The 23,696-nt window shown below is 73.7% G+C and carries 27 protein-coding genes and 2 pseudogenes; 13 read left to right on the top strand and 16 right to left on the bottom strand.

Features of this window, described 5'->3' with window-relative positions:
- The first annotated feature begins 110 nt into the window (after positions 1-110).
- The 4 genes from ACFOW4_RS16125 (at position 111) to ACFOW4_RS16110 (ending at position 3,977) form a co-directional block, all read left to right on the top strand.
- On the top strand, positions 111-1,289 hold the full coding sequence (locus ACFOW4_RS16125) for a sensor histidine kinase (protein ID WP_377528433.1): 1,179 nt from the start codon (positions 111-113) through the stop codon (positions 1,287-1,289).
- 58 nt (positions 1,290-1,347) lie between these two features.
- A complete protein-coding gene (locus ACFOW4_RS16120; RefSeq protein ID WP_377528431.1) occupies positions 1,348-2,493 on the top strand; it encodes a hypothetical protein in 1,146 nt (381 codons plus the stop codon).
- Positions 2,466-3,179: a response regulator gene (locus ACFOW4_RS16115; protein ID WP_377528429.1), complete on the top strand. Its 714-nt coding sequence runs from the start codon at positions 2,466-2,468 to the stop codon at positions 3,177-3,179. The genes ACFOW4_RS16120 and ACFOW4_RS16115 overlap by 28 nt, the downstream gene beginning before the upstream one ends.
- A 72-nt stretch (positions 3,180-3,251) precedes the next feature.
- Entirely contained in the window at positions 3,252-3,977 is a 726-nt protein-coding gene (locus ACFOW4_RS16110; protein ID WP_377528427.1) for a hypothetical protein, read from the top strand.
- A gap of 1 nt (position 3,978) precedes the next feature.
- On the opposite strand, the pseudogene ACFOW4_RS16105 reads toward ACFOW4_RS16110, so the two are convergent.
- The 3 genes and pseudogenes from ACFOW4_RS16105 to ACFOW4_RS16095 all read right to left on the bottom strand — a co-directional run.
- Positions 3,979-4,839, bottom strand: a pseudogene (locus ACFOW4_RS16105) (GlxA family transcriptional regulator); the annotation flags it as partial.
- A gap of 4 nt (positions 4,840-4,843) precedes the next feature.
- On the bottom strand, positions 4,844-5,452 hold the full coding sequence (locus tag ACFOW4_RS16100) for an isochorismatase family protein (protein ID WP_377528425.1): 609 nt from the start codon (positions 5,450-5,452) through the stop codon (positions 4,844-4,846).
- Between the two features lie 75 nt (positions 5,453-5,527).
- The gene (locus ACFOW4_RS16095) at positions 5,528-6,283 is read right to left on the bottom strand and encodes a lysophospholipid acyltransferase family protein (protein WP_377528423.1); all 756 of its coding nucleotides are present in this window, start codon (positions 6,281-6,283) and stop codon (positions 5,528-5,530) included.
- A 123-nt stretch (positions 6,284-6,406) separates the two neighbouring features.
- On the opposite strand from ACFOW4_RS16095, the gene ACFOW4_RS16090 reads away from it, so the two are divergent.
- Positions 6,407-6,673: a hypothetical protein gene (locus ACFOW4_RS16090; protein ID WP_377528421.1), complete on the top strand. Its 267-nt coding sequence runs from the start codon at positions 6,407-6,409 to the stop codon at positions 6,671-6,673.
- Between the two features lie 92 nt (positions 6,674-6,765).
- Here ACFOW4_RS16090 and ACFOW4_RS16085 read toward each other — a convergent pair whose 3' ends face one another.
- From ACFOW4_RS16085 to ACFOW4_RS16075, 3 genes are all read right to left on the bottom strand, one after another.
- Positions 6,766-8,817, bottom strand: a complete 2,052-nt coding sequence (locus ACFOW4_RS16085) for a glycogen debranching N-terminal domain-containing protein (protein ID WP_377528420.1) — start codon at positions 8,815-8,817, stop codon at positions 6,766-6,768.
- Positions 8,817-9,188, bottom strand: a complete 372-nt coding sequence (locus tag ACFOW4_RS16080) for an SCP2 sterol-binding domain-containing protein (RefSeq protein WP_377528418.1) — start codon at positions 9,186-9,188, stop codon at positions 8,817-8,819. The genes ACFOW4_RS16085 and ACFOW4_RS16080 overlap by 1 nt, the downstream gene beginning before the upstream one ends.
- A gap of 226 nt (positions 9,189-9,414) precedes the next feature.
- Entirely contained in the window at positions 9,415-9,831 is a 417-nt protein-coding gene (locus tag ACFOW4_RS16075; RefSeq protein ID WP_377528416.1) for a CBS domain-containing protein, read from the bottom strand.
- Between the two features lie 117 nt (positions 9,832-9,948).
- On the opposite strand from ACFOW4_RS16075, the pseudogene ACFOW4_RS16070 reads away from it, so the two are divergent.
- Positions 9,949-10,527: pseudogene (locus tag ACFOW4_RS16070) on the top strand (nucleotidyltransferase family protein).
- A 48-nt stretch (positions 10,528-10,575) separates the two neighbouring features.
- Here the strand turns inward: ACFOW4_RS16070 and ACFOW4_RS16065 are convergent.
- From ACFOW4_RS16065 to ACFOW4_RS16050, 4 genes are all read right to left on the bottom strand, one after another.
- A complete protein-coding gene (locus tag ACFOW4_RS16065) occupies positions 10,576-11,016 on the bottom strand; it encodes a PPOX class F420-dependent oxidoreductase (protein WP_377528414.1) in 441 nt (146 codons plus the stop codon).
- A gap of 140 nt (positions 11,017-11,156) precedes the next feature.
- Positions 11,157-12,182 (bottom strand): aspartate-semialdehyde dehydrogenase, encoded by a 1,026-nt coding sequence (locus tag ACFOW4_RS16060; protein WP_377528412.1) that lies wholly within the window; start codon positions 12,180-12,182, stop codon positions 11,157-11,159.
- 276 nt (positions 12,183-12,458) lie between these two features.
- Positions 12,459-13,799 (bottom strand): M16 family metallopeptidase, encoded by a 1,341-nt coding sequence (locus ACFOW4_RS16055; RefSeq protein ID WP_377528410.1) that lies wholly within the window; start codon positions 13,797-13,799, stop codon positions 12,459-12,461.
- The gene (locus ACFOW4_RS16050; protein WP_377528408.1) at positions 13,796-15,088 is read right to left on the bottom strand and encodes a M16 family metallopeptidase; all 1,293 of its coding nucleotides are present in this window, start codon (positions 15,086-15,088) and stop codon (positions 13,796-13,798) included. Before ACFOW4_RS16050 ends, ACFOW4_RS16055 begins: the two co-directional genes overlap by 4 nt.
- A 104-nt stretch (positions 15,089-15,192) precedes the next feature.
- On the opposite strand from ACFOW4_RS16050, the gene ACFOW4_RS16045 reads away from it, so the two are divergent.
- A complete protein-coding gene (locus tag ACFOW4_RS16045; protein ID WP_377528406.1) occupies positions 15,193-15,924 on the top strand; it encodes a phosphodiesterase in 732 nt (243 codons plus the stop codon).
- Here the strand turns inward: ACFOW4_RS16045 and ACFOW4_RS16040 are convergent.
- Complete coding sequence (locus tag ACFOW4_RS16040; RefSeq protein WP_377528405.1) at positions 15,905-16,120, bottom strand: hypothetical protein; 216 nt, start codon at positions 16,118-16,120, stop codon at positions 15,905-15,907. The genes ACFOW4_RS16045 and ACFOW4_RS16040 overlap by 20 nt on opposite strands.
- Before the next feature lie 288 nt (positions 16,121-16,408).
- Here ACFOW4_RS16040 and ACFOW4_RS16035 point away from each other — a divergent pair, with 288 nt between their 5' ends.
- From ACFOW4_RS16035 to ACFOW4_RS16025, 3 genes are all read left to right on the top strand, one after another.
- Positions 16,409-17,503: a 3-deoxy-7-phosphoheptulonate synthase gene (locus tag ACFOW4_RS16035; RefSeq protein WP_377528403.1), complete on the top strand. Its 1,095-nt coding sequence runs from the start codon at positions 16,409-16,411 to the stop codon at positions 17,501-17,503.
- 295 nt (positions 17,504-17,798) lie between these two features.
- Positions 17,799-18,023: a hypothetical protein gene (locus tag ACFOW4_RS16030; RefSeq protein ID WP_377528401.1), complete on the top strand. Its 225-nt coding sequence runs from the start codon at positions 17,799-17,801 to the stop codon at positions 18,021-18,023.
- A gap of 86 nt (positions 18,024-18,109) precedes the next feature.
- Positions 18,110-18,304, top strand: coding sequence for a hypothetical protein (locus ACFOW4_RS16025; RefSeq protein ID WP_377528399.1), 195 nt, complete (start codon positions 18,110-18,112; stop codon positions 18,302-18,304).
- A 61-nt stretch (positions 18,305-18,365) separates the two neighbouring features.
- On the opposite strand, the gene ACFOW4_RS16020 is transcribed toward ACFOW4_RS16025, so the two are convergent.
- From ACFOW4_RS16020 to ACFOW4_RS16010, 3 genes are read right to left on the bottom strand one after another with little or no spacing between them, the layout of a single operon-like run.
- Positions 18,366-18,911 carry a DUF1360 domain-containing protein gene (locus ACFOW4_RS16020; RefSeq protein WP_377528397.1) on the bottom strand — a complete coding sequence of 182 codons (546 nt, stop codon included), beginning with the start codon at positions 18,909-18,911 and terminating at the stop codon, positions 18,366-18,368.
- Between the two features lie 57 nt (positions 18,912-18,968).
- Positions 18,969-19,307 carry a hypothetical protein gene (locus ACFOW4_RS16015; RefSeq protein WP_377528395.1) on the bottom strand — a complete coding sequence of 113 codons (339 nt, stop codon included), beginning with the start codon at positions 19,305-19,307 and terminating at the stop codon, positions 18,969-18,971.
- Complete coding sequence (locus ACFOW4_RS16010; RefSeq protein WP_377528393.1) at positions 19,307-19,651, bottom strand: DUF6158 family protein; 345 nt, start codon at positions 19,649-19,651, stop codon at positions 19,307-19,309. The genes ACFOW4_RS16015 and ACFOW4_RS16010 overlap by 1 nt, the downstream gene beginning before the upstream one ends.
- Before the next feature lie 130 nt (positions 19,652-19,781).
- On the opposite strand from ACFOW4_RS16010, the gene ACFOW4_RS16005 reads away from it, so the two are divergent.
- Complete coding sequence (locus tag ACFOW4_RS16005) at positions 19,782-20,216, top strand: hypothetical protein (protein WP_377528391.1); 435 nt, start codon at positions 19,782-19,784, stop codon at positions 20,214-20,216.
- Positions 20,217-20,240: 24 nt separating this feature from the next.
- On the top strand, positions 20,241-20,567 hold the full coding sequence (locus ACFOW4_RS16000) for a DUF3817 domain-containing protein (protein WP_377528390.1): 327 nt from the start codon (positions 20,241-20,243) through the stop codon (positions 20,565-20,567).
- Between the two features lie 69 nt (positions 20,568-20,636).
- On the opposite strand, the gene ACFOW4_RS15995 is transcribed toward ACFOW4_RS16000, so the two are convergent.
- Positions 20,637-21,161: a DUF6232 family protein gene (locus ACFOW4_RS15995; RefSeq protein WP_377528388.1), complete on the bottom strand. Its 525-nt coding sequence runs from the start codon at positions 21,159-21,161 to the stop codon at positions 20,637-20,639.
- Between the two features lie 489 nt (positions 21,162-21,650).
- Here ACFOW4_RS15995 and ACFOW4_RS15990 point away from each other — a divergent pair, with 489 nt between their 5' ends.
- Positions 21,651-22,622 carry an NlpC/P60 family protein gene (locus tag ACFOW4_RS15990; protein WP_377528386.1) on the top strand — a complete coding sequence of 324 codons (972 nt, stop codon included), beginning with the start codon at positions 21,651-21,653 and terminating at the stop codon, positions 22,620-22,622.
- 70 nt (positions 22,623-22,692) lie between these two features.
- On the opposite strand, the gene ACFOW4_RS15985 is transcribed toward ACFOW4_RS15990, so the two are convergent.
- Positions 22,693-23,682: an RNA polymerase sigma factor RpoD/SigA gene (locus ACFOW4_RS15985; RefSeq protein WP_377528384.1), complete on the bottom strand. Its 990-nt coding sequence runs from the start codon at positions 23,680-23,682 to the stop codon at positions 22,693-22,695.
- Between the last annotated feature and the right edge of the window lie 14 nt (positions 23,683-23,696).

Raw genomic sequence — 23,696 nt, 5'->3', positions numbered from 1 at the left:
GACGACACTCCGGGCACCGAGGGTGATCTCCGGTGCGTGGGCGTGCTATTCTCCGGCGTCGATCTCCGTCGCGCGGACCCGGACCGGGTCGTGTCGGAAGGACGCTCCCGATGCCGGCCGTTGCCGCCCCGACCGTGCCGCCGCCCGTGCTGGACAACCCGGCCGGTGGCGCGCTCGGTCTCATCTTCACCACGATCCCCGCGCTGCTGCGGCTGAGCTGCGGCCTGGCCGGCGCGGCGGTGGCGCTGTCGGTGCGTACCCCGCCGGTCGAGCCGGCCCTGCTGGTGCCCGTCGTGGCCGCGCTGACCGGGTGGTCGCTCTGGTACGCGGTCCGCGCCCTGCGCCACGGCATCACCCCGGCACTGGTGGCCGGCGACGTCGCGGTCACGGCGGCGGCCTGCCTGCTCATCCCGCGCCTGGTGGCACCCGAGGTGCTCCCCGGCGAGGGCAGCTGGATCGCCGTGCTCGCCAGCACCACGGTGATCAACGCCCAGGCCACCGCGCCCGCGCGCTGGTCCGTGCCGGCGGCGTTGCTGGTCACCGCCGCGTACGCCGCCGGCGCGCAGGCCGCCGGCGACCCGGCGGAGGCACGGGCGCACGCGGCCACGCTGCTGGTGCAGGCGGCGTGCACGGCGATGGTGTCGGCGGTGATGCGCCGCCGGATCGGGCGGGCCGACCGGGCCTTCGCCGAGCACCAGCGGCTGACCCGGGAGGCGCTGGTCGCCCGCACCGCCCGGGAGTCCGAGCGCCGGCAGAATCGCGACCTGCACGACACCGTCCTCGGCACGCTGACCATGGTGGGGCTGGGCGCGGTGCCCGGGCCGTCGGCGGCGCTGCGCGAGCGGTGCGCCGCCGACCTGCGTACCCTCGCCGCCCTGGTCGACGCCCGCCCGGCGCCCGGCGACGGGCCGGTGCCGCTCGACGACCGGCTGCAGGCCCTGCCCGGTCGCCTGCCCGAGCTGCCGGTGACCGTCGAACTGGCGTCCTGTGCGGTGCCTTCCGAGGTGGCCGACGCGATCACCGAGAGCGTCCACGCCGCACTGTCCAACGTGCTCCGGCACGCCCCCGGCGCACGCGCCACGGTGCGGCTGACGCGGGACGCGGTCGCCGTCGTGGTGGAGGTGGTCGACGACGGCCCCGGCTTCGACCCGGCCACGGTGCCCGCGCACCGGTACGGGCTGCGCGAGTCCGTCCGGGGCCGGATGGCGGCGATCGGCGGCCGGGCCGAGGTGCGCTCCGCGCCCGGCGTGGGTACCCGGATCCGGCTGGAGTGGCCGGGTGTCGGCTGACCTCGGCGCCCCAGCCGACCGGACACCGGGCGTGCGCCGCGCGACGGGACGCAGGGGCGTGCCGGCGCCGCGCGGGCCGGAGCCGGTGGAGGTGATCGCCGGGTCGGCTGCGGCGGTGGCGCACGCCTCCGACCGGGGAGCCCGGATCGTCGCGATCGCCATCGCGCTGGCCTGGCACGTGGCGATCGGGCTGCCCGCGGTGCTGAGCGCCCGGGCGGAGTTCCCCGCGCCGGCGGTGGTCGTCGCCGGCTGGTCGCTGGTCGCGGTGACCGGCACGGTGGCCGGGGTCCGCCTGCTCCGCGGCACGCCGCTGCCCTCGTGGCCGCACGCCGCGCTGCTGCTCACCGTCGACGCGGCGGTCTTCGCGGCGGTCGGCGAGCGGCACCTCTTCGCCGCGGCCAACTGGGTGTGGGGCACGCTGGCCTGGTTCTTCGTGCTGGCGCTCTGGGGTCGGCGGGTGACCGGTCTGCTCGCGCTGCTGGCGGCGCACGCGCTGATCGCGCTGACGGCCGTCCTCGCCCACGGCGCCACGACCGCCGACCTGGCCCGCTACGCGATGTACGCCTACGGCACGTCGTCGCTGCCGGTGGCCATCTTCGTGGGCGGCGCGGCGATCGTCGGACTCGCCCGGGACCGGGCCACCGCCGCCGCGGCCGACCACGCTCTGGCGGCGGAGCGGGTCGCCGCCGAACGGGCCCGCAGCGAGCGCCGCAACCGGCTCGCCCTGGTCGACGCGGCGGCCGGCGAGGTGCTCGGCGAGCTGGCCGCCGGGCGGGCCGATCCGTCGGATCCGGAGGTGCGGCGGCGGTGCGTGCTCGCCGCCGCCCGACTGCGTCGCCTGATCGCCGAGTCCGACGACGTCCCGGACCAGCTGTTGCACGAGTTACGCGCCGCCGTCGACCTGGCCGAACGCCAGGGCCTGCCGATCGACCTGGTCACCATCGGCACGCCGCCCCCGTTGCCGGTGCCGATCCGTCGCCGGCTGGCGGACCCGCTCACCGGGATGCTCGCCGCTGCCCAGGGCTGGGCCCGGCTGACCGTGGTCTCCGGCCCGGACGAGGTCGTGGTCAGCCTGGTCACTCCGGACCGGGAGGTCCTCGAGCCGACCGGGTCGCCACCCGGTGCCGACGACGACGGCCGGGTGGAGCACCGCAACGAACGCGACGGGGAGATCAGATGGGCGCAGACCCGGTGGCGGAGGTGACCGGCGGCCGGCCGATCGGCGTGGCGATCGTCGACGATCACCCGGTGGTCGTCGAGGGGGTCCGCGCCTGGCTCGCCACCGAGCCACGGCTGACCGTACTGGCGACCGGGGACGACCCCGACGAGGTGCTGCGGGCCGCGCCGGACGCCGACGTGGTCCTGCTGGACCTGCGGCTGCACGGCCGAATGGCGCTGGACAAGCTGGCCGAGCTGAGCGCCGCCGGCCGGCGGGTGGTGGTCTACTCGGAGCACACCGACCCGGAGACGATGCTCGCCGCGCTCGACGCCGGGGCGGTGGCGTTCCTCGCCAAGCAGGAGGGGCGGGAACACTGCGTGGCCACCGTGCTCGCGGCGGCCAGCGACCGCCCGTACGTGCCGCCGGCGCTGGCCGGCGCCATGGTCGGCGACCCGCGCTCGGACCGGCCCGTCCTGTCCGACAAGGAACGCGAAGCGCTGCTGCTGTGGTTCCAGTCGATGTCCAAGGCTTCGGTGGCCCGCCGGATGCGGATCAGCGAACACACGGTCAAGCAGTACGTCGACCGTGCGCGGATCAAATACACCCGGGCGGGGCGGCCGGCCGCCACGAAGGCGGCGCTGCTCGCCCGGGCGATCGAGGACGGCCTCGTCCGCCCGGAGGAGATCGGCATCTACCGGTCACAAGCCACCCACGACCGGCCGACCCCCTAACGGGCGTCATGACAGCGGGCCTCGCGTCGGCCAGGCTCGACGGCACAGCCATCCGATCGGGAGGTCGTGACGATGCACGCCGACGTGTCCCCGTTCTTCATCGGTCCGCATCGCTTCGACGCGCCGGACGACGACGTGGGTCCGACGCTGGACCGTCGACACGACCTGCGTCCGGTCGCCGGTGAGCGGGTGCTCGGCCGGCACCGGCTGCTGGTCGCCGGCTATCTGCTCGGGCCGAGCGAGGCGCGGCGCGGATGGCGGCTGCCCGAGCCGGTGTCGCTGACCGTCACCGAGCAGCGGATCAGCTGGGTGGGCAGCGGCTCCCAGCTCTCCGTGGTCGCCGACGGCGCGGCGCGGCACCGGCCGGCGACGCGGATGCGCGGCCTGATGAGCGGTCAGATCCGCTGGCAGTGGCCGTCCCGCCTGGAGCTGCTGCCGGCCGGCCCGGACCAGCCGGCACAGTTGCTGATCGTCTGCGACGCGCTGCGCACCATCCAGCAGCCGGCGTTGGCCCTCGGCGGATCGGCCGGGGAGGTCGCCGAGCTGGCCGGGCAGGTGCGGCGGGCGGTGGCCACCTTCCGACTCACCCGTCCGGAACTGGTGGACCTCTCCCCGCAGGAGCGCGACGTGCTGACGGAACGGGCCGGTGTCGGGCCACCCGCGGAGGGCCCGGTCACCCTGCCCGGGTCCCTGCCGGTGGAGTTCCGGTCCCGGGACGACTACTACCGCTCCGGGCCGGAGCCGGAGTTGCCCCGGCGGAGCGGGCTCGCAGACGGCGCAGCATCCGGGCGTCGGTGAAGCCGACGGTCCGCGCGGCCGACTCGACGGTGGCCCCGTGCCCGATCAGGTGCTCGGCGCGCTCCACCCGCAGCAGCTGCTGGTAACCGAGCGGCGTGAGGCCGGTGGTGCGGATGAACAACCGGGTCAGCGTCCGTTCGGCGACGCCGCCCGCCGCGGCAAGGTCGGCCAGCGGTAGCGGCTCGGCGTACCGGCTGTCGATCAGGTCCTGCACCCGGTGCACCGCGTCGGACAGGTGCGAACGGTGCCGCATCATGGCGCTGGCCTGCTGCTCGTGGCCGTTGCGCCGGGCGTAGACCACCAGCGTGCGGGCGATCCGGGCGGCGGTCGCCGGCCCGTGCCGGGCGGCCACCAGGTGCAGCGCGACGTCGATGCCGCTGGCGATGCCGGCCGAGGTGACCACCCGGTCGTCGACCACGTACAGCACGTCGCGGACCACCCGGGCCGCCTTGTACCGGCGGGCCAGGTCGTCCTGCACGTCGTGGTGGGTGGTGCAGCGCCGGCCGTCGAGCAGCCCCGCCCGGGCCAGGGCGTACGCGCCGGCGCAGACGCTGGCCACGGTGCCGCCGGCCGCGTGGTGCTCGGCCAGCCTCCGCAGGTCCGCCGGGCCGACCGGCCCCTGCGGTCCGTGCGCCGCCGGCCGCCAGCCGGGTACGAGCAGCAGGTCGTCCGGGCCCAGGTCGGGCCAGCGGGTGTCGGCGACCAGCGGTACGCCCTGCACCGTGGGCACCCGCTCCTGCTCGGCGACGTAGTGCAGCCGGTAGTCGTGACCGAGGTCGGCGGCGCTGGAGAAGACCTGGGCCGGCCCGGCGAGGTCCAGCAGGTGCACCTGCGGGACCAGCAGGAAGACGACCCGGGCCACCGGCTCAGCCCCGGGCGCCGGCGAGACGGGCGCCGGTGACCTCGTCGACCGTGCGGATGGTGGCGAAGCGTCCGGCCAGGGCGTACTCGGTGCGGGTGACGACGTCCGCGGCGGAGAGCGTCCGCGGGTCGGCGAGGATCTGCTCCACCGTGGCGGTCTCCGGCAGGTCCCGGTGCGGGATCGGGAAGGTCAGCGTCGCGTCGGTCACGAACGTCATCCGGTAGCCGAGGTCGGCGCCGACCCGGGTGGTGGTCTCGACGCACTGCTCGGTACGGATGCCGCAGACGGTGAGGTCGTGGACGCCGGCGAGGGTGAGCACCTGCTGGAGGTTGGTGGTCGTGAACGCGTTGTGCGCGGTCTTGACCAGCGTCGGCTCCCCGGCCGCCGGCTCCAGCCCCTCGATCAGCCGGACGTGTCCAAGGGCCGGGTCGAACACGCCGCCGGTGCCCGGCTCGGCGTGCAGCACCCAGACCACCAGGTCGCCGCGGGACCGGGCGGCGGCGACCAGCCGTTCGACCTGCCGGACCAGCGCGGGGTTGGAGCCGTGCGCCCAAATCGTGCGCTGGCGGAAGGACTCCTGGACGTCGATCACGACGAGTGCGGCTCTGCTCATGGCACCGATCCTGCTCGCGGCGGCGCCGCGACGGCAGACACCATCATGCCCGGATGCGGAACGATCCGGTCACGGTCACGCGCCGGTGGTGCGACGTTCGCCGTCGGCGGCGTCCAGGGCGGCGGCCTCCTCCGGGGTCGGCGCCGAGCCGCCCAGGTGCGCCGGCTGCCACCAGGTGTCCTCCGGCCCGGCCGGCTGCTCCGGGTACTCCCGCTGGGCCCGGTCGACCAGGGCGCTGAGCCGCGTGGTCAGCTCGGCGGCCAGCACGTTCGGGTCCGGGTGGTCCGCCGGGTGGATCGGCTCGCCGATCAGGATGGTGATCGGCGTGTGCCGGCGGGTGAGGGTGCGCGGACGGCCCTTCGTCCAGAGCCGCTGGGTGCCCCAGAGCGCGACCGGCAGCACCGGCACCTTGGCGGAGCGGGCCATCCGGACCGTGCCGCTCTTGAGTTCCTTCACGGTGAACGACCGACTGATCGTCGCCTCCGGGAACACGCCGACGACCTCGCCGCGCTTGAGCGCGCCGACGGCGGACCGGAACGAGGCGGCGCCGGCCTGCCGGTCCACCGGGATGTGCCGCATGCCGCGCATCAGGGGGCCGGAGACGCGGTGGGAGAAGACCGACTGCTTGGCCATGAACCGGACCAGCCGGCCCGACTCGTTCGCACCCAGCCCGCAGAAGATGAAGTCGAGGTAGCTGACGTGGTTGCTGGCCAGCACCGCCCCACCGGTACGCGGGACGTGGTGGGCGCCCTCGATGGTGATCTTCAGGTCGAGGACCCGGAACATCGTCTTGGCGGCGGCGATCACGGGCGGGTACACAAGCTCCGGCATCCGCAGAATCTATCGTGCCCGGCCTGCTGCGGCTCAGTGGCGAACCCCCGTGCTCCCCAGCCCGGCTTCTGCTGTCAGCGGATCACCGTGGCGGTGGGCAGCTGACGTCCGCAGGATGGCGGGATGACGGAACGGGCGGTGCTGCTCTGGGTGCACGGCGGAGGCTGGCGCGGGCGGGCGGACGAGGACGGGACGGCGCTGGCCGCGCACGGGCTTCGAGTGGTGCCGGCCCGCTACCGGCTGGTCGACGAGGCACGCTGGCCGGCCCTGCTGGACGACGTACGGCAGGAGGCGCGCCGGGCCCGCGACGGCGGCCTGCCGCTGCTGGACCGGCCGGACCTGGGCGCGATGGCCACCGCGTTCCTCGACACCGTCCTGCCGACCGGCTGAACCGTGGCCACCGGCGCGCCGGCGGGATCCTCCGCTCGACGCGCCGGTGGGTCCGGTGCCCGCGACGCCGGCTCGCGCCGCGGTGGCGTCGGTCAGTCGCCCATGTCGAGCCGGCCCCGGGCGAAGGCGTCCACCTTGCCCCAGCGGCCCGGGATGTCCAGCACCTCGATCCGGCCCATGCCGATCGGCAGCCGAGGCTCCACCGCGAGGTGCCCCTCGTGCGGCTCCAGGCCGAGCATGGTGCGCAGCAACAGCAGCGGGGTACCCGTCGACCAGGCCTGCGGGCTGCACGCCGTCGGGTACTCCACCGGGAACTTGGTCAGCTCGCGCGGGTAGCCGCCGAACGCCTCGGGCAGCCGGCCGTCGAAGTACCGGGCGGCGTCCAGGATGCCGCTGGCGATGGTGGCGGCCTCCTCCGGGAAGCCGTAGCGGCGCAGCCCCCAGGCGATGAAGGAGTTGTCGAACGGCCAGATCGTGCCGTTGTGGTAACCGATCGGGTTGTACCGGGCCTCGCCCTCGGCCAGGGTGCGGACACCCCAACCGGAGAAGAGCCGCCGTCCCACCAGGTGCTGGGCGACCTTCTCCGCCCGCTGCTGGTCGACGATCCCGCTCCAGAGCAGGTGGCCGATGTTGGAGCTGAGCACGTCGCACTGCCGCCCGTCCGCGTCCAGGGCGAGGGCGTAGTACTCGCCGTCGGCCACCCACCAGTCCCGGTTGAACCGCTCCTTGAGTTGGGCCGCCTCCCGCTCCAACTGCTCGGCGTACCCGGGGTCGTTCCAGAACTCCCGGGCCAGCCGGGCCGCACGGACCTTCGCGTCGTACGCGTACCCCTGCACCTCGCAGGTGGCCCGGGGAAAGGGCGGCAGCGTGCCGTCACGGTACGAGATGGAGTCCCAGGAGTCCTTCCAGCACTGGTTTTCCAGGCCGGTGTCGGTGTTGCGCCGCTCGTACCAGATGTAGCCGCTGCCGACGAGGTCGGCGTAGTCGTCGATCCATCTCAGCGCCGCCCGGGACTCCTGCTCCAACTCCTTGACCAGCGCGACGTCCCCGGTCCACTTCTCGTACTCGTCCAGCAGCACGACGAAGAGCGGGGTCGCGTCCACCGAGCCGTAGTACGGCGAGTGTGGCTGCTCCTCGAACGCGGCGGTCTCGCCGTAGCGCATCTCGTGCAGGATCCGTCCCGGGTCCTCGTCGCGGAAGTCGTCGAAGCGGCTGCCCTGCAGGGACGCCAGGATCCGCAGGGTGGTCTTGGACAGATGCGGGGTGAACGGCAGCGTCTGCAGGCAGGTGAGGATGCTGTCCCGACCGAACATGGTCATGAACCAGGGCAGACCGGCCGCCGGCAGGGTGGCCCCGCCCAGCGACAGCGGCGAGAAGCGCAGCGCCGCCAGGTCGATCAGGCTGCGCCGGTAGGTGCTCGCCAGCTCCGGGTGCTCGGTGTTGACCTTCGGAGCGTCCGCGACCCACTTCTCCAGGTCACGTTGCAGGGCGAGCCGCTCGGTGCCGTGCACCTGCACGCCCAACCGCAGGTCCCGGCCACCCGGCCCGACCGCGTTTGTCTGGACGTCGATGTTGGTCTGCCACTGTCCGTTCGGTTCCAGATGGACCGTGTACGCGAAGCCGCCACGGTCGTAGCGGGCCGCGATGGACGAGGAGATCACGGTTTCCCGGCGGAAGTTGCCCCGCCGGTAGCCCAGCCGCAGCCGATCGGGCTCGACCTCGGTGTAGATCTCGCCCTTCTTGTTCAGGATCTCGTCCTTGACCTGGAACAGGTCGGCGAAGTCGGACGCCGCCTCCATCCGGATCTCCAGGTCGACCGGCCGCTCGTCGTGGTTGAGGATGGTGAGCTGCTCCCGGAAGCTGCCGCCGACCGCCCGTTCCCGGATGATCGACAGCTTCGCGTCGATGTAGTGGGTGGCCATGCCCGGTACCAGGAAGAACCGGGACTCGTAGTACTGGAGGTCGTCGAAGGAGAGCGCGTTGAGCCGCTCACCGTTGACCGTGAGCACCCAGGTGGACAGGAACCGGGTGTCGATGGAGAAGAGTCCGGTCGGCTCGCTCGGCGTCGCCTCGATGTCACCGGTGTCCTCCGAGACGACGAACGTGTTGCCGTCCAGGATCCGGATGGTGTTGGTCGACCCCATCAGCGGACCTCCCCCACGAAGCGCCGGCGCGGCCCCCGGGCGTCCGGGTGGCCCGGGAAGATGCGCTCCACCTGCACCACCAGCCGCGCGTCACCCAGCACCGTCATGTCGCCACGCAGGATCGCGGCCAGCCCGTCCTCGCGGCCGGCCGTGATCTCCTCGAAGAGCGCCGGACTCGTACCGACCACCGTGTCCGCCTCGCGGTCCTCCTGGGTCACAGTGAGCCGACCGTGGTCGATGCGCAGCAGCCAGTGCCGGGTCTGCGCCCCCTCGCGCAGGTCGAATCGCAGGGTCCCGGAGGACTTCGCCAGCAGGGGCTCGTACCCCCGTCGGTCCAGGTCCTCGAAGAACCTCGTGGTCGCGTCCACCATGGGTCACTCCTCCCCCAGCCGGTCGGCTCCCGGAAACCGCAGCGCGGGCGGTTCGTGCCGCCGGCGGCCGGTGTTCGACGTCCCCGCACGGGTCCCCAGCCGGTACGCCGTCAACCTCGCCCGGATCGGGTGAGCGCCGGGTGGTGGCGGGATCAACCCGGGCTCCCGGACGTACGACGCCGGCCCTCCCGGATCACGGGAGGGCCGGCGGGCCCGCGGCGGACGGTCAGTTGTTCGGGTCGTCGGCGCTGATGTCGGCCAGCACCGACTGAGGTTCGCGCTCGACCGCGAGGTCACCCATCGAGACCAGGCCGACCAGGCGCCCGTCGTCGATCACCGGCAGTCGGCGTACGGCGTACGTGCGCATCAGGTCCGCCGCGGCAACCGCGTCGTCGTACTGGCTCACGGTGATCACGTCCCGGGTGGTGATCTGGTTCAGCTGGGTCGAGCCCGGGTCCATGTTCTCGGCGACACCCCGGACCGTGATGTCCCGGTCCGTGACGATGCCGACCACGTTGTCTCCGTCGGTCACCACCACGTCGCCGATGGCGCTGTCGCGCATCTCCTGGGCCGCCGCGGTGAGCGTGTCGCTGCCGTCCATCGTCACCAACCGGGTCGTCATGAACTCTCCGACCGTTGTCATGGTGCTCCCCTCTCGGTGTCGGCACGGCCGTCTACCCGCCGCCCGGGGCGGGGTAACGCACACCGCCGGCCGGGTGGCGGGGCGGCGTGGACCGGGCGCGCTGCCTACCGTGGGCGGATGACGGGCGAGCATGAGTTGCGGGAGCTGATCGCCGGCAGTGGCTGGCTGACCCGGGCGCTGACCGTGGTGCGCGACTCGGGCCTGCCGGACGCCTGGATCGGCGCGGGCGCCCTGCGCGACCTGGTCTGGGGTGAGCGGTACGGCGACGGGTTCGAGCCGGCGGCGGTCCGGGACGTGGACGTGGTCTTCTTCGACCCGACGGACCTGAGCCGGGAGTACGACCACCGGGCCACCGCCCGCCTGGTCGCAGCCTGGGCCGAGCCGACCTGGCAGGCGCGCAACCAGGCGGCGGTGCACACCTAGTACGCGGCGAAGTTCGGCGGCGACCCGATCGCCCCGTACCGCAGCGTCGCCGAGGCGGTCGCCACCTGGCCGGAGTACGCCACCGCCGTCGCCGTCCGGCTGGACGCGGGCGACCGGCTGGCGGTCTGCGCACCGTACGGCCTCGACGACCTGCTGGGCGGGGTGTGGCGGCACAACCCGGCGCGGGTGGACGTGACGCTGTCCCGACAGCGGCTGGCCCGGCACCGCCCGGCGCGGCGCTGGCCCGGCGTCACCGTCGTCGAGCCGGGCTGACGCCCGGGTTCGGATGCGCCGCCGACGCCACGGCGGCTGGCGGGCGGGTCAGCCGCGCGGCGGCACGCCGTAGATCCGCTCGATGTGCAGCCGCAGCACCAGCCGGCGCTCGGCGACCATCGCCCGCCGGAAGTCGGCCCAGTCCGGGTGCTCGCCCTGCACCGACCGGTACAGGTCGACCAGTTCGTCGACCGTCGGGTCGGACGGGTCGGTGGCCACCGGGGTCAGCTCGGCGCGCGCCTCGGCGACCGCGTACGCCCAGCCGTCCTCGCTGCCGACGTGGAAGCTCGCCCGCGGGTCCCGGCGCAGGTTGACCGTCTTCGCCCGGTCGTCGGTCACCGAGATCCGGATCAGCTTCCGTTCCCGGTCGAAGGAGTAGACCACGGTGGACAGCTGCGGCCGTCCGTCCCGCTTGAGGGTCGCCAGTACGCCCATCCAGCGACCGGCGATCAGGTCCGTCAGCGCCTGGTGGGTGCGGTCATCCGGCACGGCTTCCTCCACGTCGCGGGGTCGAAGTCTCTCCATCCAAACACGGCCGGCGGGCTCCCGCGTCGGTCCGGTGGTGACCGGCGGGCCGACACGCCGAGGCCCCCGCCGGCAGCCGGCGGGGGCCTCGGGAACGGCGACGGTCAGCGGCGTTCGTCGGCGACCAGTTCGGCGATCTGCACCGCGTTGAGCGCGGCGCCCTTGCGCAGGTTGTCGTTGGAGCAGAACAGCGCCAGGCCGTGCTCGACGGTCTCGTCGGCGCGGATCCGGCCCACGTAGGTCGGGTCCTGCCCGGCCGCCCGCAATGGGGTGGGCACGTCGGTCAACGCCACCCCGGGCGCACCGTCGAGCAGATCACGGGCATGCCGCGGGCTGAGCGGCCGGGCGAAGCGTGCGTTGATCTGCAACGAGTGGCCGGTGAAGACGGGCACCCGGACGCAGGTGCCGGAGACCTTGAGGCCGGGGATCTCCAGGATCTTGCGGCTCTCGTTGCGCAGCTTCTGCTCCTCGTCGGTCTCGAAGGAGCCGTCGTCGACGATCGAGCCGGCCAGCGGGAGCACGTTGAAGGCGATCGGCTGGGCGAAGGAGCGCGGCGCGGGGAACTCCACGGCGGTGCCGTCGAAGGCCAGCTCGGCGGCGTGCTCGGCGACCTTGCGGACCTGCTCGTCCAGCTCGGCGACGCCGGCCAGCCCGGCGCCGGACACCGCCTGGTAGGTCGAGACGACCAGGCTGACCAGCTCGGCCTCGGCGTGCAGCGGACGCAGCACCGGCATGGCGGCCATCGTGGTGCAGTTGGGGTTGGCGATGATGCCCTTCGGGCGGTCGGTGGCGGCGTGCGGGTTGACCTCGGCGACCACCAGCGGCACCTGCGGGTCCATCCGGAAGGCCGAGGAGTTGTCGATCACCACGGCGCCGGCCTCGGCGACCCGCGGCGCCAGCTCCCGGGCGGTGCCCTTGCCGGCGGAGAAGAGCACGATGTCCAGACCGGTGTAGTCCGCGGTGGCCGCGTCCTCGACCGTCACCTCGCCGTCGCGCCAGGGCAGCGTCCGCCCGGCGGACCGCGCCGAGGCGAACAACCGCACCTGCTCCGCCGGGAACTGCCGTTCCGCCAGCACCTGCCGCATCACGCCACCGACCTGGCCGGTGGCCCCCACAATGCCGATCCTCATGCCCGCGAGGCTACCCAGGCCGGCCCGGTGACCGGGAGTTCTTTCCCACCGCCCGGTCCACCGTCACACCGACCGCACAGCCGGTCCCGCGCACCCTTCGACCGAAAGTGCACGGCCCCGCACCCCTCCCACCAGAAGGATTCCGCCTCCCACGGCCCACACCGCAACATCCTTGCCTCGGCCACCCCACCAGCCGTCCAGGCCACCACGGACCGCAGCGACAGAAGTCACAGCCGCCCGAGTCGATCAACCACGACGATCCGACCTGCCGGGCGCTCAGTGGTCGATGATCTCACCGAGGTTGGTGGCGGTGAGGTCGTCGCGGATGACGGCGGCGTCGCCCTCGATCACCAGGGTCAGCGCGTCCGGGCGCAGGTGGGCCGCCGCCGCGGCGGAGACCTGGTCCACGTCGGCGGCGAGCAGCTCCTCGCGCAGCCGGGCGTGGTAGTCGTCGGGCAGGTCGTGCACCACCAGCGTGGTCAGCGCGGACGCGATCGCCCGCGGGCTCTGCAACTCCACCGAGAGCTGCCCGGCCCGCCAGAAGCGGGCCACCGCCAGCTCCTCCTCGGTCACCCCGCCCAGCTGGGTACGGCTGATCTCACCGACCGCCTCCACCAGAGCCGGGGCGGTGACCGCGGTCTGCACTCCGGAGCTGACCGCGAACCGGCCGAACCGGCGGGACGAGGCGAAGTCACCGCGGATGCCGTACGTGTAGCCGCGCACCTCGCGGATCAGGTGGTTCAGCCGGGAGGTGAACGCCCCGCCCAGCACCGTGCCGGCGAGGGTCATCGGCACGTGCTCCGGGTGCGCCCGGTGCGGGGACGGGTGGCCCAGCCGCAGCGTGGACTGCACCGAGCCGGGCCGGTCCACCAGGATGATCCGCCGATTAGTGCGCAGCGGCACGTCGATCGGGCCGCCCCGGTCGGCCGGACCGCCGCCGGCGCCGGCGAACGCCGCCGCGGCCAGCGCGTCCAGGTCGATCCGGTCCAGGTCACCGGCGACGATCAGGGTGCCGGGCCGCAGGAACCACTCGGAGTGGAAGACCGTCACGTCCTCGACGTCCAGGCCGGCCACCGACTCCGGGTCGCCGTACATCGGGCGGCCCCAGCGGGTCTGCGCGCCGAACAGGTCGGCGCGCAGCGCGGCGTCGGCGCGCGGGCCCGGGTTCGCCCAGTCCATCCGCAGCGCGGTGGCCTCGTCGTCGCGGACCCGGCGGACGTCGGCCGGGTCCAGCTTGGGCGTACGCACGGCCTCGGCGAGCAGCTGCACCGCGGCGGTCAGCCGCTCCACCGGGACCTGGACGCTGACCTGGAACGAGTCCCAGTCCAGCCCGGTCACCAGCTCGGTGCCGAGTGCCTCGATGGCCAGCGCGTACGCGGTGGCGTCCCGCTGGGCGGTGCCCTCCTCCAGGGCCTTGGCCAGCACGCCGCCCAGCCCTTCCTTGCCGGCCGGCTCACGACCGGCGCCCGCGTCGAGCAGCAGCAGCGCGACGGCGAGGTTCTGCCCGGGCAGGTGCGCGGCGACCACCTGACCGCCGGCGACGGCGCGGCGGACCACCGGCGGGAACCGGTACGGGCGGGCGGCACCCGGGCCGGGACGGTCGGTGATCAACGTCATGGGGTCTCCTCGGGCAGGTAGGTCAGGGTCACCCGGTCGTCGGCGGCGAGCACCTCGGCTGCGGCCTCGGCGATCTGCTCGGCGGTCACCGCGAGCCAGGCCGGCAGCCGCTCGGCGGCCTTCGCCGGGTCACCGAACTGGGTGGCGTACCGGCCGAGCGTGTCCGCCCGGCCGTCCACGGTGGACATCTGCCGCCACCAGGCGGTGCTCAGCAGCGCCTTGGCGCGATCGAGCTCGGCCGCGGTGACCGGCACGGTGGTCAGCTCGTCGACCACCTCGGCCAGCCCGGCGGCCAGCCGCTCGGCGGAGACGCCGGGGCGGGCGGTGGCGGTGGCGATCAACGGTGCCGGGGCGTGCGCCAGGTCCACCCCGTACGCCCCGACGAGGTCCGGCTGGGCGATCCGCTCGCCGTCGGCGAGGCGCTGGTAGAGCCGGCTGCCCCGGCCGCTGCCCAGCACGGTGGCGAGGACGGTGAGCACGTCGTACCCCGGGCTGCCGAAGGGGTAGGTGCGGTGCGCCACGTACGCCCGGGGGGCCGGCACGTCGGTGGTCACCGCCTCCACGGCGGGCCGACCCGTGGCGGGCACGCTGCGGCCGTCCGGGGCGGGCGGGATGTCGTCGCGGGCGGGCAGCGCGCCGAAGTACTTGTCGGCCAGCGCGAAGACCTCGGCGGCGGCGGCGTCGCCGACCACGGTGAGCACCGCGTTGTTCGGTGCGTAGTACGTCCGGTGGAAGTCCTGGAAGGTGGCCAGGTCGGCGGCGTTTAGGTCGGCCATCGAGCCGATGGTGGCGTGGTGGTACGGGTGCCCCGGGGGGTAGAGCAGCGGCAGCAGCCGCAGCCACGCGTCGCCGTACGGGACGTTCTCGTAGCGCTGCCGGCGCTCGTTCTTGACCACCTCGCGCTGGTTGTCCAGCGTCTCCTGGGTCAGCGCGGGCACCAGGCCGCCCATCCGGTCGGCCTCGAGCCAGAGCGCCAGCTCCAGGTGCTCGGCCGGGACCGTCTCGAAGTAGTTGGTCCGGTCCGGGTTGGTGGTGGCGTTGAGCGAGCCGCCGGAGCCCTGGATCAGCTTCATGTGCTCGGTCTTCGCCACGTTCACCGACCCCTCGAACATCAGGTGCTCGAAGAGGTGGGCGAAACCGGTCTGCCCGGTCGGCTCGTGCCGGGAGCCGACGTCGTACCAGAGGTTGACGGCGACCGCGGGCGCGGTGCGGTCCTCGCTCACCACCACGCGCAGGCCGTTGTCCAGTCGGGTCGTCTCGATGGGCCAGGGGTAACCGCTGTCGGGCATGGCACGACGCTATCCGATCTCGGGGGCGGAAAGGTGACGTGCCGGGAGTCGGCGAGGCGGGCCGCGCCGGGTATCGACCGGGCCCGCCGGGGTACCGCAGGGGCATGCCCACCCCGCCCGCCCCCCACGCCGCCGCGCGGGCCGCCACCGCCGTCGAACGCGCCGCCGCCGCGCTGGCCCGGCTGCGCCGCGGTCGCCTGCTGCATCCGGCCGGTCGGTCCTTCACCGGCGAGGTGCTGATCTGGGGTACGCCCGGACCGCCGACCGGGGTGCACCTGCTGGACGGCCCCGGTCGCTACCGGGCGACCGTGCGCCTCTCCAAGGGAACGCCCACCCCGGGCGGCTGGCCGGACGTGCTCGGCCTGGCGCTGCGGATGCACACCGAGGTCGGGCGCCCGTTCGACCTGCTGGTCAGCTCCAGCGGCGCGGCGCCGCTGCTGCGCAACGTGCCGCTGCCCCGACGCCGCTTCACCGGGACGTACAGCACGATCATGAGCTACCGGGTCGGCCGGCGCCGGCTCTGGCTGGCCGCGCTCCCCGACCCGGACTCGGTCGACCTGGGTCGCGGCCTGGCCGAGCTGGCCGCCGCGACCCGGGCGGAGGCGCCGCGGATGGTCATCGCGGTCGCCTCCGCCGTCGGGCCGTGGCGGCCGGTCGGCCAGGTCAGCATCGGTGACCAGCTCAGCGCCCGGGAGGACGCCGCGCTGGCCTTCGACCCGGTCGGCAACCTGCCGGCGGAGCTGCGGGCGGCCGGCCCGCTGACCTGGCTGCGGGACCAGACCTACCGGGGGTCGCGCCGGGCGCGCGGCGCCACGGTCAGTCCGGCGGCTCGCTGAAGGTCGCCGTCTGCTCCGAGGTACGCCGCTCCAGCACCGTGTCCGGCGCCGCGTTCTGGTCCTCCTCGCGGATGTCCGACTCGGTGAGGATCGCGTCCGCCTGGGCCTCCGGGTCGTCGCTGCCCACCGCGGCCTCCTCGGGCAACAGGTGCGCGCGCGACTCCATCCGTTCCTGATCGCTCTGCTCGTGGCTCATGGCAACCCTGTTACCCCGCCCTCGCCGCCGGCACGCGGCGCCTCGTCGTCCCGTCCGGCGGGACGCTCTGCCCCGAGCCGGTGAGCTTCCCCGCCGTCGTCGGGTAGGCTGGGCCCGTGACGCGCTCGTATCGATGGTTTAGGCAGCCGGCTCATCCGCCGGTGACTTCACCATGATCTGACGTCACCACGGACCGAGCCGGCTGGGCAGGAGCTTTCGTTCCTGCCCTTTTGCGTACGAGCAGCCGGCTCGTCCCGGGCACCGGCCCCGGGCACGGTCGGCGGAAGGATGCCCACCGTGACGACCCCGGAGACCGATCGGGTCAGCGATCAGCGGATCGACCGTGTCGTGCCGCTGACCACGCCCGCGCTGCTGCACCACGAGCTGCCCCTGGACGCCCCGCTCGCCGCCGCCGTACTCGACGGCCGACGCGCCGTGGGTCGGGTGCTGGACCGCGCCGACGACCGCCTGCTGGTGGTGGTCGGCCCGTGCTCGGTGCACGACCCGGCCGCCGCCCTCGAGTACGCGGAGCTGCTGCGCGCCGCCGCCGACCGGGTCGCCGACGACCTGCTCGTCGTGATGCGGGTCTACTTCGAGAAGCCGCGGTCCACGGTGGGCTGGAAGGGCCTGATCAACGACCCCGGCCTCGACGGCAGCGGGGACGTCAACACCGGGCTGCGGCTGGCCCGGGCGCTGCTGCTCGACGTGCTGCGCGTCGGGCTGCCGGTGGGCTGCGAGTTCCTCGACCCGATCACCCCGCAGTACATCGCCGACACGGTGGCCTGGGGTGCGATCGGCGCCCGCACGGTGGAGAGCCAGGTGCACCGCCAGCTCGCCTCCGGCCTGTCCATGCCGATCGGCATGAAGAACCGCCCGGACGGCAGCATCGGCACCGCCGTGGACGCCATCCGCGCCGCCGGTGTACCGCACGTCTTTCCCGGCATCGACTTCTCCGGCACCCCGGCGATCATGCACACCCGGGGCAACGCCGACGGGCACCTGGTGCTGCGCGGTGGGGGCGGCCGGCCCAACTACGACGCCGAGTCGGTGGCCGGGGCCCTCGACCTGCTGCGGGCGGCCGGGTTGCCGGAGCGACTGGTGATCGACGCCAGCCACGCCAACAGCGGCAAGGACCACCGCAACCAGCCGCGGGTGGCCGCGGACGTCGCCGCACAGCTCACCGCCGGGCAGCGCGGCATCACCGGCGTGATGCTGGAGTCGTTCCTGCTGCCCGGCCGGCAGGACCTCGACCCGACCCGGGAGCTGGAGTACGGCCGCTCGATCACCGACGCCTGCCTGGGCTGGGAGGACACGGCCGAGGTGCTCGACCACCTGGCGACCGCCGTCCGGGCCCGGCGGGCGACGCTGCCCACCCCCGCCTGACCCGCGGCGTCGCCCGAGATGTGGCGGCGGACACGGCACGGGCCGGAACAGCGCGGGGGGTCGGCCGGTTGAGTGAGGTGTCGGTGTGTCCAGTGTCCCCGGGCCTCACCTCATTGCCTTCGCGGAATACCGTCCGGCTGGAGCCGCGTCGTGCCACTCGCCGAGAGGCGACCTGCACACCGACACCAGCGACGCCCCCGGCCTTCAGGCCGGGGGCGTCGTTGTCTGCGTGGCCCCCTTGGGCGGCTGGTCGAGCGTGACGTTTGACCGATTCCGGCCCGGGTAGCTGATCGACGTGACCGACGACGCATCCGTGACCGGTGAGCCGGACACCCGGCGCCTCGACGACCTGCTCGACAACATCTACCGGGGGGAGGAGCGGGTCACCCAGGTGGAGATCTACCACCGGGCGGTGGCCGCGGGTCTTCCGGCGGACCTGCTGATCCGGCTCGACGCGCTCCCCGGGGGCGAGTACTCCATCGACGAGGTCTCCGACCTGCTGGGCGGCTCCGTCGCGTGAGCACGACGCCCGACGCGTCACGCACCGGGGCCGCCCCGTCCAGCTCTCCCGCCCGTCTCGCCGGCGACCCGAGGAAGGACACCGAGATGACGCACCACGAGGACCACGACGAGAAGGTGCCCGCGCTGGGCCAGCCGCCGGAGGGCCGGGACACCACGCCCGAGCCGGACTTCGCCAACGAGCACGACCGCACCGCGGTGGACCGGGAGATCATCACCGGCGAGGACGAGGACGAACGGGAGCCCGAGTCGCCACACGGCTGGTCCGGCATGCAGCGCTGACCGTGACGCAACGGCAGCGGGGGCCGGCGGATCGCCGGCCCCCGCTGTCGCGTACCGCTAGTCAGTCGTCGTCCTCGTGCCCGCCGCCCTCGGCGGCCTGCTGCGCCACCGCGTACGCCATCTGGAGGAAGTCGGACGCGGCCACGGCGGTCAACGCGGTGGCCACCAGCCGGGTCAACCGGGGCGCGAGCACCAGGCCGCCGGTGAGCCCGGTGGCCACCCAGACGGCCAGGCAGAACGGGCAGCTCAGCAGCTCGCCGAACGCGTGCCTGGTGGAGCTGCCCGAGTCACGGACCTGCTCCAACACCTCGCCACTGCCGATCGGGTGGTCGTAGCGGGTGAACGGCGCCCGCAGCGGGCTGGTCACCGCGTCCTTGGAGAGCAGCCGGCTGAGCTTGTGCGTGGCGATCGAGAGCAGCACCACGTCGGACGCGGCCGGACGGTCCGGCACCGATCGCCCGGTCGCCTTGACCAGGCCGGCGAGGGCCCCGGCGACGCCGGCGTAGGTGCCCATCGCGGCCAGGTAACCGCCGAGTGGGCGGTACTCGTGCGGCGCGTACGCCTGGCGCAACCGCGCCACCTTCCGTTTCAGGCCAGTGTCGGTCACCCGTTCTCCTCGAATGTCATGGTCGTACGAAAGCCTCCACCCAGCGGGCAGAGGCGCTCAGCCGGCCTGGAGGTTGTCGGCCACCTCGCGGGCCAGGTTGGACAGCGCCTCGTCGGCCAGGTCGTCCGGGTCCGGCTGGCCCGACCCGGCGGCCAGGTCGAGCTGGATCCGGGCGCCGCCCGAGTCGGCCGGCTCGACCCGCAGCTCGGCGGACCAGTCGGTGGCACTGCCGTCACCCCACCGGGCCCGCAACTCCTCGCCGTCCATCTCGGCGGCCGGGCTGCCGTCGCCGCGCAGCGGCTCCGGCAGCCATGACGAGGCCCGGTCCGGGTCGGTGGCCGTGTTGAACACCACCTCGGGCGGCGCGGACATGCCGCGCACGGCGCGCGCCGGCATCAGGCGTCCCGGAGTCGGCTCGGGTCGACCTCCCGGCCCGGGTGGCGGGCCAGGTACTCGGTCTCGAGCTCCGCCGTCCGGCGCAGGTGGTTGGCGAGCGCGCTGTCCGCGGCGTGCCGCAGCGTGTCCAGTCGGGTGCGGTGCAGGCTGTGCATCTCGCGGATCAGGTCCTCGTCGGTCAGCTCCGACGGGTCGACGCCGAGCAGGTCACCGTCGAGATCCGTCTCGCCACCCGCCGGGTCGGCGAGGTGGTCGCCGCCCCACTCGGGCACCCGCTGCTCCGGGCTCATCTCCGCGCCGCCGCTGGACGCGAACCCGTCCTGCTGCACTGATCCGGGCATCATCGCCCCCCTCGTCTCGTTTGGGCTGGCGTCTAGACGGATGCCCACTGCCGGTGCCACCAAACCCGCCCCGCCGCGCGACAACTACGACAGGGTGTCGGAGAGCGGCGCCGTCCCCGGTACCCTCGATGCCATGAAGCGGCTCTGGACCCCGGCGTGGATCGCGCGCCACGTGGCCATGGTCGTGCTGGTCGTGGGTTTCCTCGGGCTGGGCTGGTGGCAGGTCAGCCGGGCCGCCGCCGGCAACAGCCTGAGCTGGGGGTACGCGGTCGAGTGGCCGATCTTCGCCGGCTTCGTGGCCTACGTCTGGTGGCGTGAGGTCCGGCTGGCCCGCCGGGGGGCCGAGGAGTCCACCGAGGCGGCGGTCGACCCGGCCGACGCACCGGCCGACGAGCCGTCGCCGTCGGTGTCCGACGGACCGGTCCGACCGGCGGTCCGCCGACCGGTACGGGTGGCCCGGGTGCCGGCCGTCGGTGCCGGCGAGGACGCCGACCTGGCCGCCTACAACCGCTACCTGTCATGGTTGAACGCCAATCCGGGCGCTCGGCCCGGTGACTATCCCGGCTGAGCCGGGCTCGGAAGGACGGACGAGGTGGGCGCAGCCCTTACCCGGTACCGCGTGATCGCCTGGATCGTGGGCGTGGTGCTGATCCTGCTGGTCGTGGTCGGCATGCCGCTCAAGTACGCGTTCGACAACCCGGTCGTGGTGGAGACGGTGGGGCCGGCGCACGGCTTCCTCTACATGATCTACCTGGTGGCCGCGTTCGACCTGTCCCGCCGGGCCGACTGGCCGCTCAAGCGGATGCTCCTGGTGATGCTGGCCGGCACCGTGCCGTTCGTCTCGTTCTACGCCGAGCGCCGGGTCAGCGGCTGGCTGGCCCGCCCCGCGGACCGTACGCCGGAGCCGGTCGCCGGCTGAGCGGCCGGCCTCCGGCGTACGGTCCCGGTGCGACGCCGGCCGGGGTCGGCCGGGCCGGCGTCGGGTCGGTCAGCGGCTGGGCCGCCACGGGTCGGTCGAGGCGACCGGGTCCACCCAGCCGCCGTACCGGTGCATCTCCCGGGCCCGGCGCACCGCGCGGGTCACCTGGCCGAACTGCCGCTCGTCGTCGGTGGTGAAGAGCAGCAGTTCCGCCCCCCGGTACCACCCCCACAGCTCGTACGCCGGCGGCCGCCACCGGTCGCCGACCAGCGCCAGCGCCGCCGGCAGCAGGAACACCGTGCCGAGGATGAGGTACGCCCCGGCGGTCAGCCGTTGCAGGCCGCCGGTGAAACCGAGCAGCAGCCCGACGCCGCCGATCATGGCGGCGGTGACCACGACCGCCCGCACGGCGATCCGGTCGTGCGGGCCTCGGGTCGTCCGTAGGTGGGTCAGGTCGGAAATCCGGTAGCTGGTGCTGGCGACGGTGAACCGGTCGACTGTCACGATGATGCCGGGGCGGGCGTAGAGCAGGGTCGAGGAGGCGCCACCGGTCATCGATCGGGGCGGTCGGGTCGGTGCTCCTTCACGGTTCACGGTTCCTCCCGCGCGGTCCGCCGGGCCGGCCCCGCCGCGGTCGCAGGCATCGCTGCCTGTCGACGGGATTCCCGGCTCCGGGCTTCATTGTGTTCAAGCAGTGCCAGCTCACCGGGGCAATTACCGGGTCGGGGCGTCCCGCCGTCGGGGGGACATCGCCGAGAAACAGCAGCCATTTCGGGTTTTATCGGTTATGACGTGCCGGTATCCGGCCGGCATACGCCCGGAACGACGAATGTCGTACATCGGGCAATACCCGTCCCGACTCCCCACCCCCGCCACGCTGGCGCTCACGAAGGTCACCCGCCGCAGCGGCACTTCCCGCCACTTTGCCAACATTCGCCCCTGCTTCAACTGCGGGTGACTCCCGTCCCGGGTTAGGTTGGGCGAGCCGGTCCGGCCCAGCGCCGTCCACCCGGATGGCCCCGGCCCGGTGTCGCCGGAGGCGTCAGCAGCCCGCCGGCGACCGTGGGAAGGAGCCTTCCGCTCTTGCCATCCCTGAGGAATCTGCTGCGCACCATGGCGGTCGCCGGCATGTCGGCCGCCCTGATCGCCCCGACGGGGGTGGCCCACGCCGAGCCGTCCCCCGCCGACCTGACCCGCCAGATCGAGACGTCCTCGGCCGCACTGGAGCGGGTGGTCGAGTCGTACAACGAGCTCCGCGAGGACATCAAGACCAACCAGGCCGCGGTGGGCCGATTACAGGACCGGATCGGTCCGCTGGAACAGCAGGCCGCACAGAGCCGGGCAGACGTCGCCGAGTTGGCGACGACCGCGTACAAGAGCGGCAGCCTGCAGACGGCGGACGCGCTGCTGCGTCCCGGCGGCTCGGCGGCGTTGCTGGACCGGTTGGGCGCGCTCGATCAACTGACCCGGCAGCGGCAGGAACGCATCTCCGGTTTCACCGCCAACCAGCGGCAGCTGCTCGACGAGAAGACCCGGCTGGATGTCACCCTGTCCCGACAAGCCGTGCAGGCCCGGGAGCTGACGGCGGGCAGGAAGCGGATCGAGAAGGATCTGGCCCGGCTCTACGAGCTGCGCCGACAGGCGTACGGTGCGGCCACCGAGCGGCCCGCCCCGAAGGCGGCGACCAGCGAGAAGGCGCCCGCGGTCGCCGGTCAGGCCGGGGTGGCGGTGCGCTACGCCTACGGCGCGATCGGCAAGCCGTACGTCTGGGCGGCGGACGGACCGAACGGTTACGACTGCTCCGGGCTCACCTCGGCGGCCTGGCGGGCGGCTGGACGGTCGCTGCCGCACAACACCCGGATGCAGTGGAGCGCGGTCGCGCACATCGGCCGGGATCAGCTGGCCCCGGGTGACCTGGTCTTCTACAGCGGGCTCGGGCACGTCGGCCTCTATGTGGGCGGCGGCCAGGTGATCGACGCGCCGAGCGCCGGGCGCAACGTGCTCAAGCGGGGCATGAACCTGATGCCCATCCAGGGCTACGGAAGGGTCCGCTGACCCGGACGCAAACGGCGAACGGCCGGCGTCCCCTGTCGGACGCCGGCCGTTCGCCGTCGTTACTGCCTGCTCAGGCCGCCTGCAGCCCCTCGGCGCGGGCCAGCTCACGGAGCCGGCCGAGCGCCTGGATCTCCAACTGCCGGATCCGCTCCCGGGAGAGCGAGAACCGCGACGCGACCTCGGTGAGCGAGTGCTCACGGCCGTCCTCGAGCCCGTACCGGGCCCGCATGATGCCGGCCGACCGGTCGTCGAGGTGGTTGAGCAGCCCCTCGATGCGCTGGCGCTCCAGGCCGGAGAGGACGATGTCCTCCGGCGACGGGGCGTCACTGTCGGCGACCAGGTCGCCGAGGCTGGTGTCGCCGTCGTCGCCCACCGGGGTGTCCAGCGACACGGTGTCCTGCGACCAGCGGCGCAGCTCGTTGACCCGCTCGACGGTGACGCCGAGGGCCGCCGCGATCTGCTCCGGCTCCGGGTCGCTGCCCAGCTCACGCGTGAGCTGGCGGGCCACGTTGCGCATCCGGTTGACGTCCTCCACCAGGTGCACGGGCAGCCGCACGGTGCGCTCCTGCTGGGCGATGGCCCGGCTGATCGCCTGGCGGATCCACCAGGTGGCGTAGGTGGAGAACTTGTAGCCACGCTCGTAGTCGAACTTCTCGACCGCCCGGACCAGGCCGGTGTTGCCCTCCTGGATCAGATCCAGCATGGGCATCCCCGACCGCACGTAACGGCGGGCGATCGACACGACCAGTCGCAGGTTGGCGCGAATGAACAGGTCCTTCGCGCGCTCGCCCTCGACGACCAGCCGCTCCAGGTCGGCCCGGTCGACACCGGCCGGGACGCGGTCCTCGCCGAGCAGGTGCTCGGCGTAGAGGCCGGCCTCGATCGCCTTGGAGAGATCGACCTCCCGGGCAGCGTCCAGCAGTGGCGTCCGGGAGATCTCGTGCAGGTAGACGCCGACCAGGTCGCGCTCCTCGGCGACCTGATCGGTCCGCATGCCGATGTTCTTGTCCACGTTGCCCACGGTCCCCTCGCTCGCGCCGGTTGCCCGGTTCCTTGCCATCCCCACGTCCGTCG

Source organism: Micromonospora sp. GCM10011542, from assembly GCF_042650685.1.
Classification (GTDB): domain Bacteria; phylum Actinomycetota; class Actinomycetes; order Mycobacteriales; family Micromonosporaceae; genus Micromonospora.
Note: the sequence above shows the minus strand (reverse complement) of the source record. Positions and strands in the feature narration are given on the sequence as shown.

Bases quoted from the DNA above. Each gene is read 5' to 3' on its own strand.
- ACFOW4_RS16125 (WP_377528433.1), top strand. From the start codon at position 111: ATGCCGGCCGTTGCCGCCCCGACCGTGCCGCCGCCCGTGCTGGACAAC.
- ACFOW4_RS16115 (WP_377528429.1), top strand. From the start codon at position 2,466: ATGGGCGCAGACCCGGTGGCGGAGGTGACCGGCGGCCGGCCGATCGGC.
- ACFOW4_RS16110 (WP_377528427.1), top strand. From the start codon at position 3,252: ATGCACGCCGACGTGTCCCCGTTCTTCATCGGTCCGCATCGCTTCGAC.
- ACFOW4_RS16100 (WP_377528425.1), bottom strand. From the start codon at position 5,452: ATGAGCAGAGCCGCACTCGTCGTGATCGACGTCCAGGAGTCCTTCCGC.
- ACFOW4_RS16095 (WP_377528423.1), bottom strand. From the start codon at position 6,283: ATGCCGGAGCTTGTGTACCCGCCCGTGATCGCCGCCGCCAAGACGATG.
- ACFOW4_RS16090 (WP_377528421.1), top strand. From the start codon at position 6,407: ATGACGGAACGGGCGGTGCTGCTCTGGGTGCACGGCGGAGGCTGGCGC.
- ACFOW4_RS16085 (WP_377528420.1), bottom strand. From the start codon at position 8,817: ATGGGGTCGACCAACACCATCCGGATCCTGGACGGCAACACGTTCGTC.
- ACFOW4_RS16080 (WP_377528418.1), bottom strand. From the start codon at position 9,188: ATGGTGGACGCGACCACGAGGTTCTTCGAGGACCTGGACCGACGGGGG.
- ACFOW4_RS16075 (WP_377528416.1), bottom strand. From the start codon at position 9,831: ATGACAACGGTCGGAGAGTTCATGACGACCCGGTTGGTGACGATGGAC.
- ACFOW4_RS16060 (WP_377528412.1), bottom strand. From the start codon at position 12,182: ATGAGGATCGGCATTGTGGGGGCCACCGGCCAGGTCGGTGGCGTGATG.
- ACFOW4_RS16055 (WP_377528410.1), bottom strand. From the start codon at position 13,799: ATGACGTTGATCACCGACCGTCCCGGCCCGGGTGCCGCCCGCCCGTAC.
- ACFOW4_RS16050 (WP_377528408.1), bottom strand. From the start codon at position 15,088: ATGCCCGACAGCGGTTACCCCTGGCCCATCGAGACGACCCGACTGGAC.
- ACFOW4_RS16045 (WP_377528406.1), top strand. From the start codon at position 15,193: ATGCCCACCCCGCCCGCCCCCCACGCCGCCGCGCGGGCCGCCACCGCC.
- ACFOW4_RS16040 (WP_377528405.1), bottom strand. From the start codon at position 16,120: ATGAGCCACGAGCAGAGCGATCAGGAACGGATGGAGTCGCGCGCGCAC.
- ACFOW4_RS16035 (WP_377528403.1), top strand. From the start codon at position 16,409: ATGCCCACCGTGACGACCCCGGAGACCGATCGGGTCAGCGATCAGCGG.
- ACFOW4_RS16025 (WP_377528399.1), top strand. From the start codon at position 18,110: ATGACGCACCACGAGGACCACGACGAGAAGGTGCCCGCGCTGGGCCAG.
- ACFOW4_RS16015 (WP_377528395.1), bottom strand. From the start codon at position 19,307: ATGCCGGCGCGCGCCGTGCGCGGCATGTCCGCGCCGCCCGAGGTGGTG.
- ACFOW4_RS16010 (WP_377528393.1), bottom strand. From the start codon at position 19,651: ATGATGCCCGGATCAGTGCAGCAGGACGGGTTCGCGTCCAGCGGCGGC.
- ACFOW4_RS16005 (WP_377528391.1), top strand. From the start codon at position 19,782: ATGAAGCGGCTCTGGACCCCGGCGTGGATCGCGCGCCACGTGGCCATG.
- ACFOW4_RS15985 (WP_377528384.1), bottom strand. From the start codon at position 23,682: ATGGCAAGGAACCGGGCAACCGGCGCGAGCGAGGGGACCGTGGGCAAC.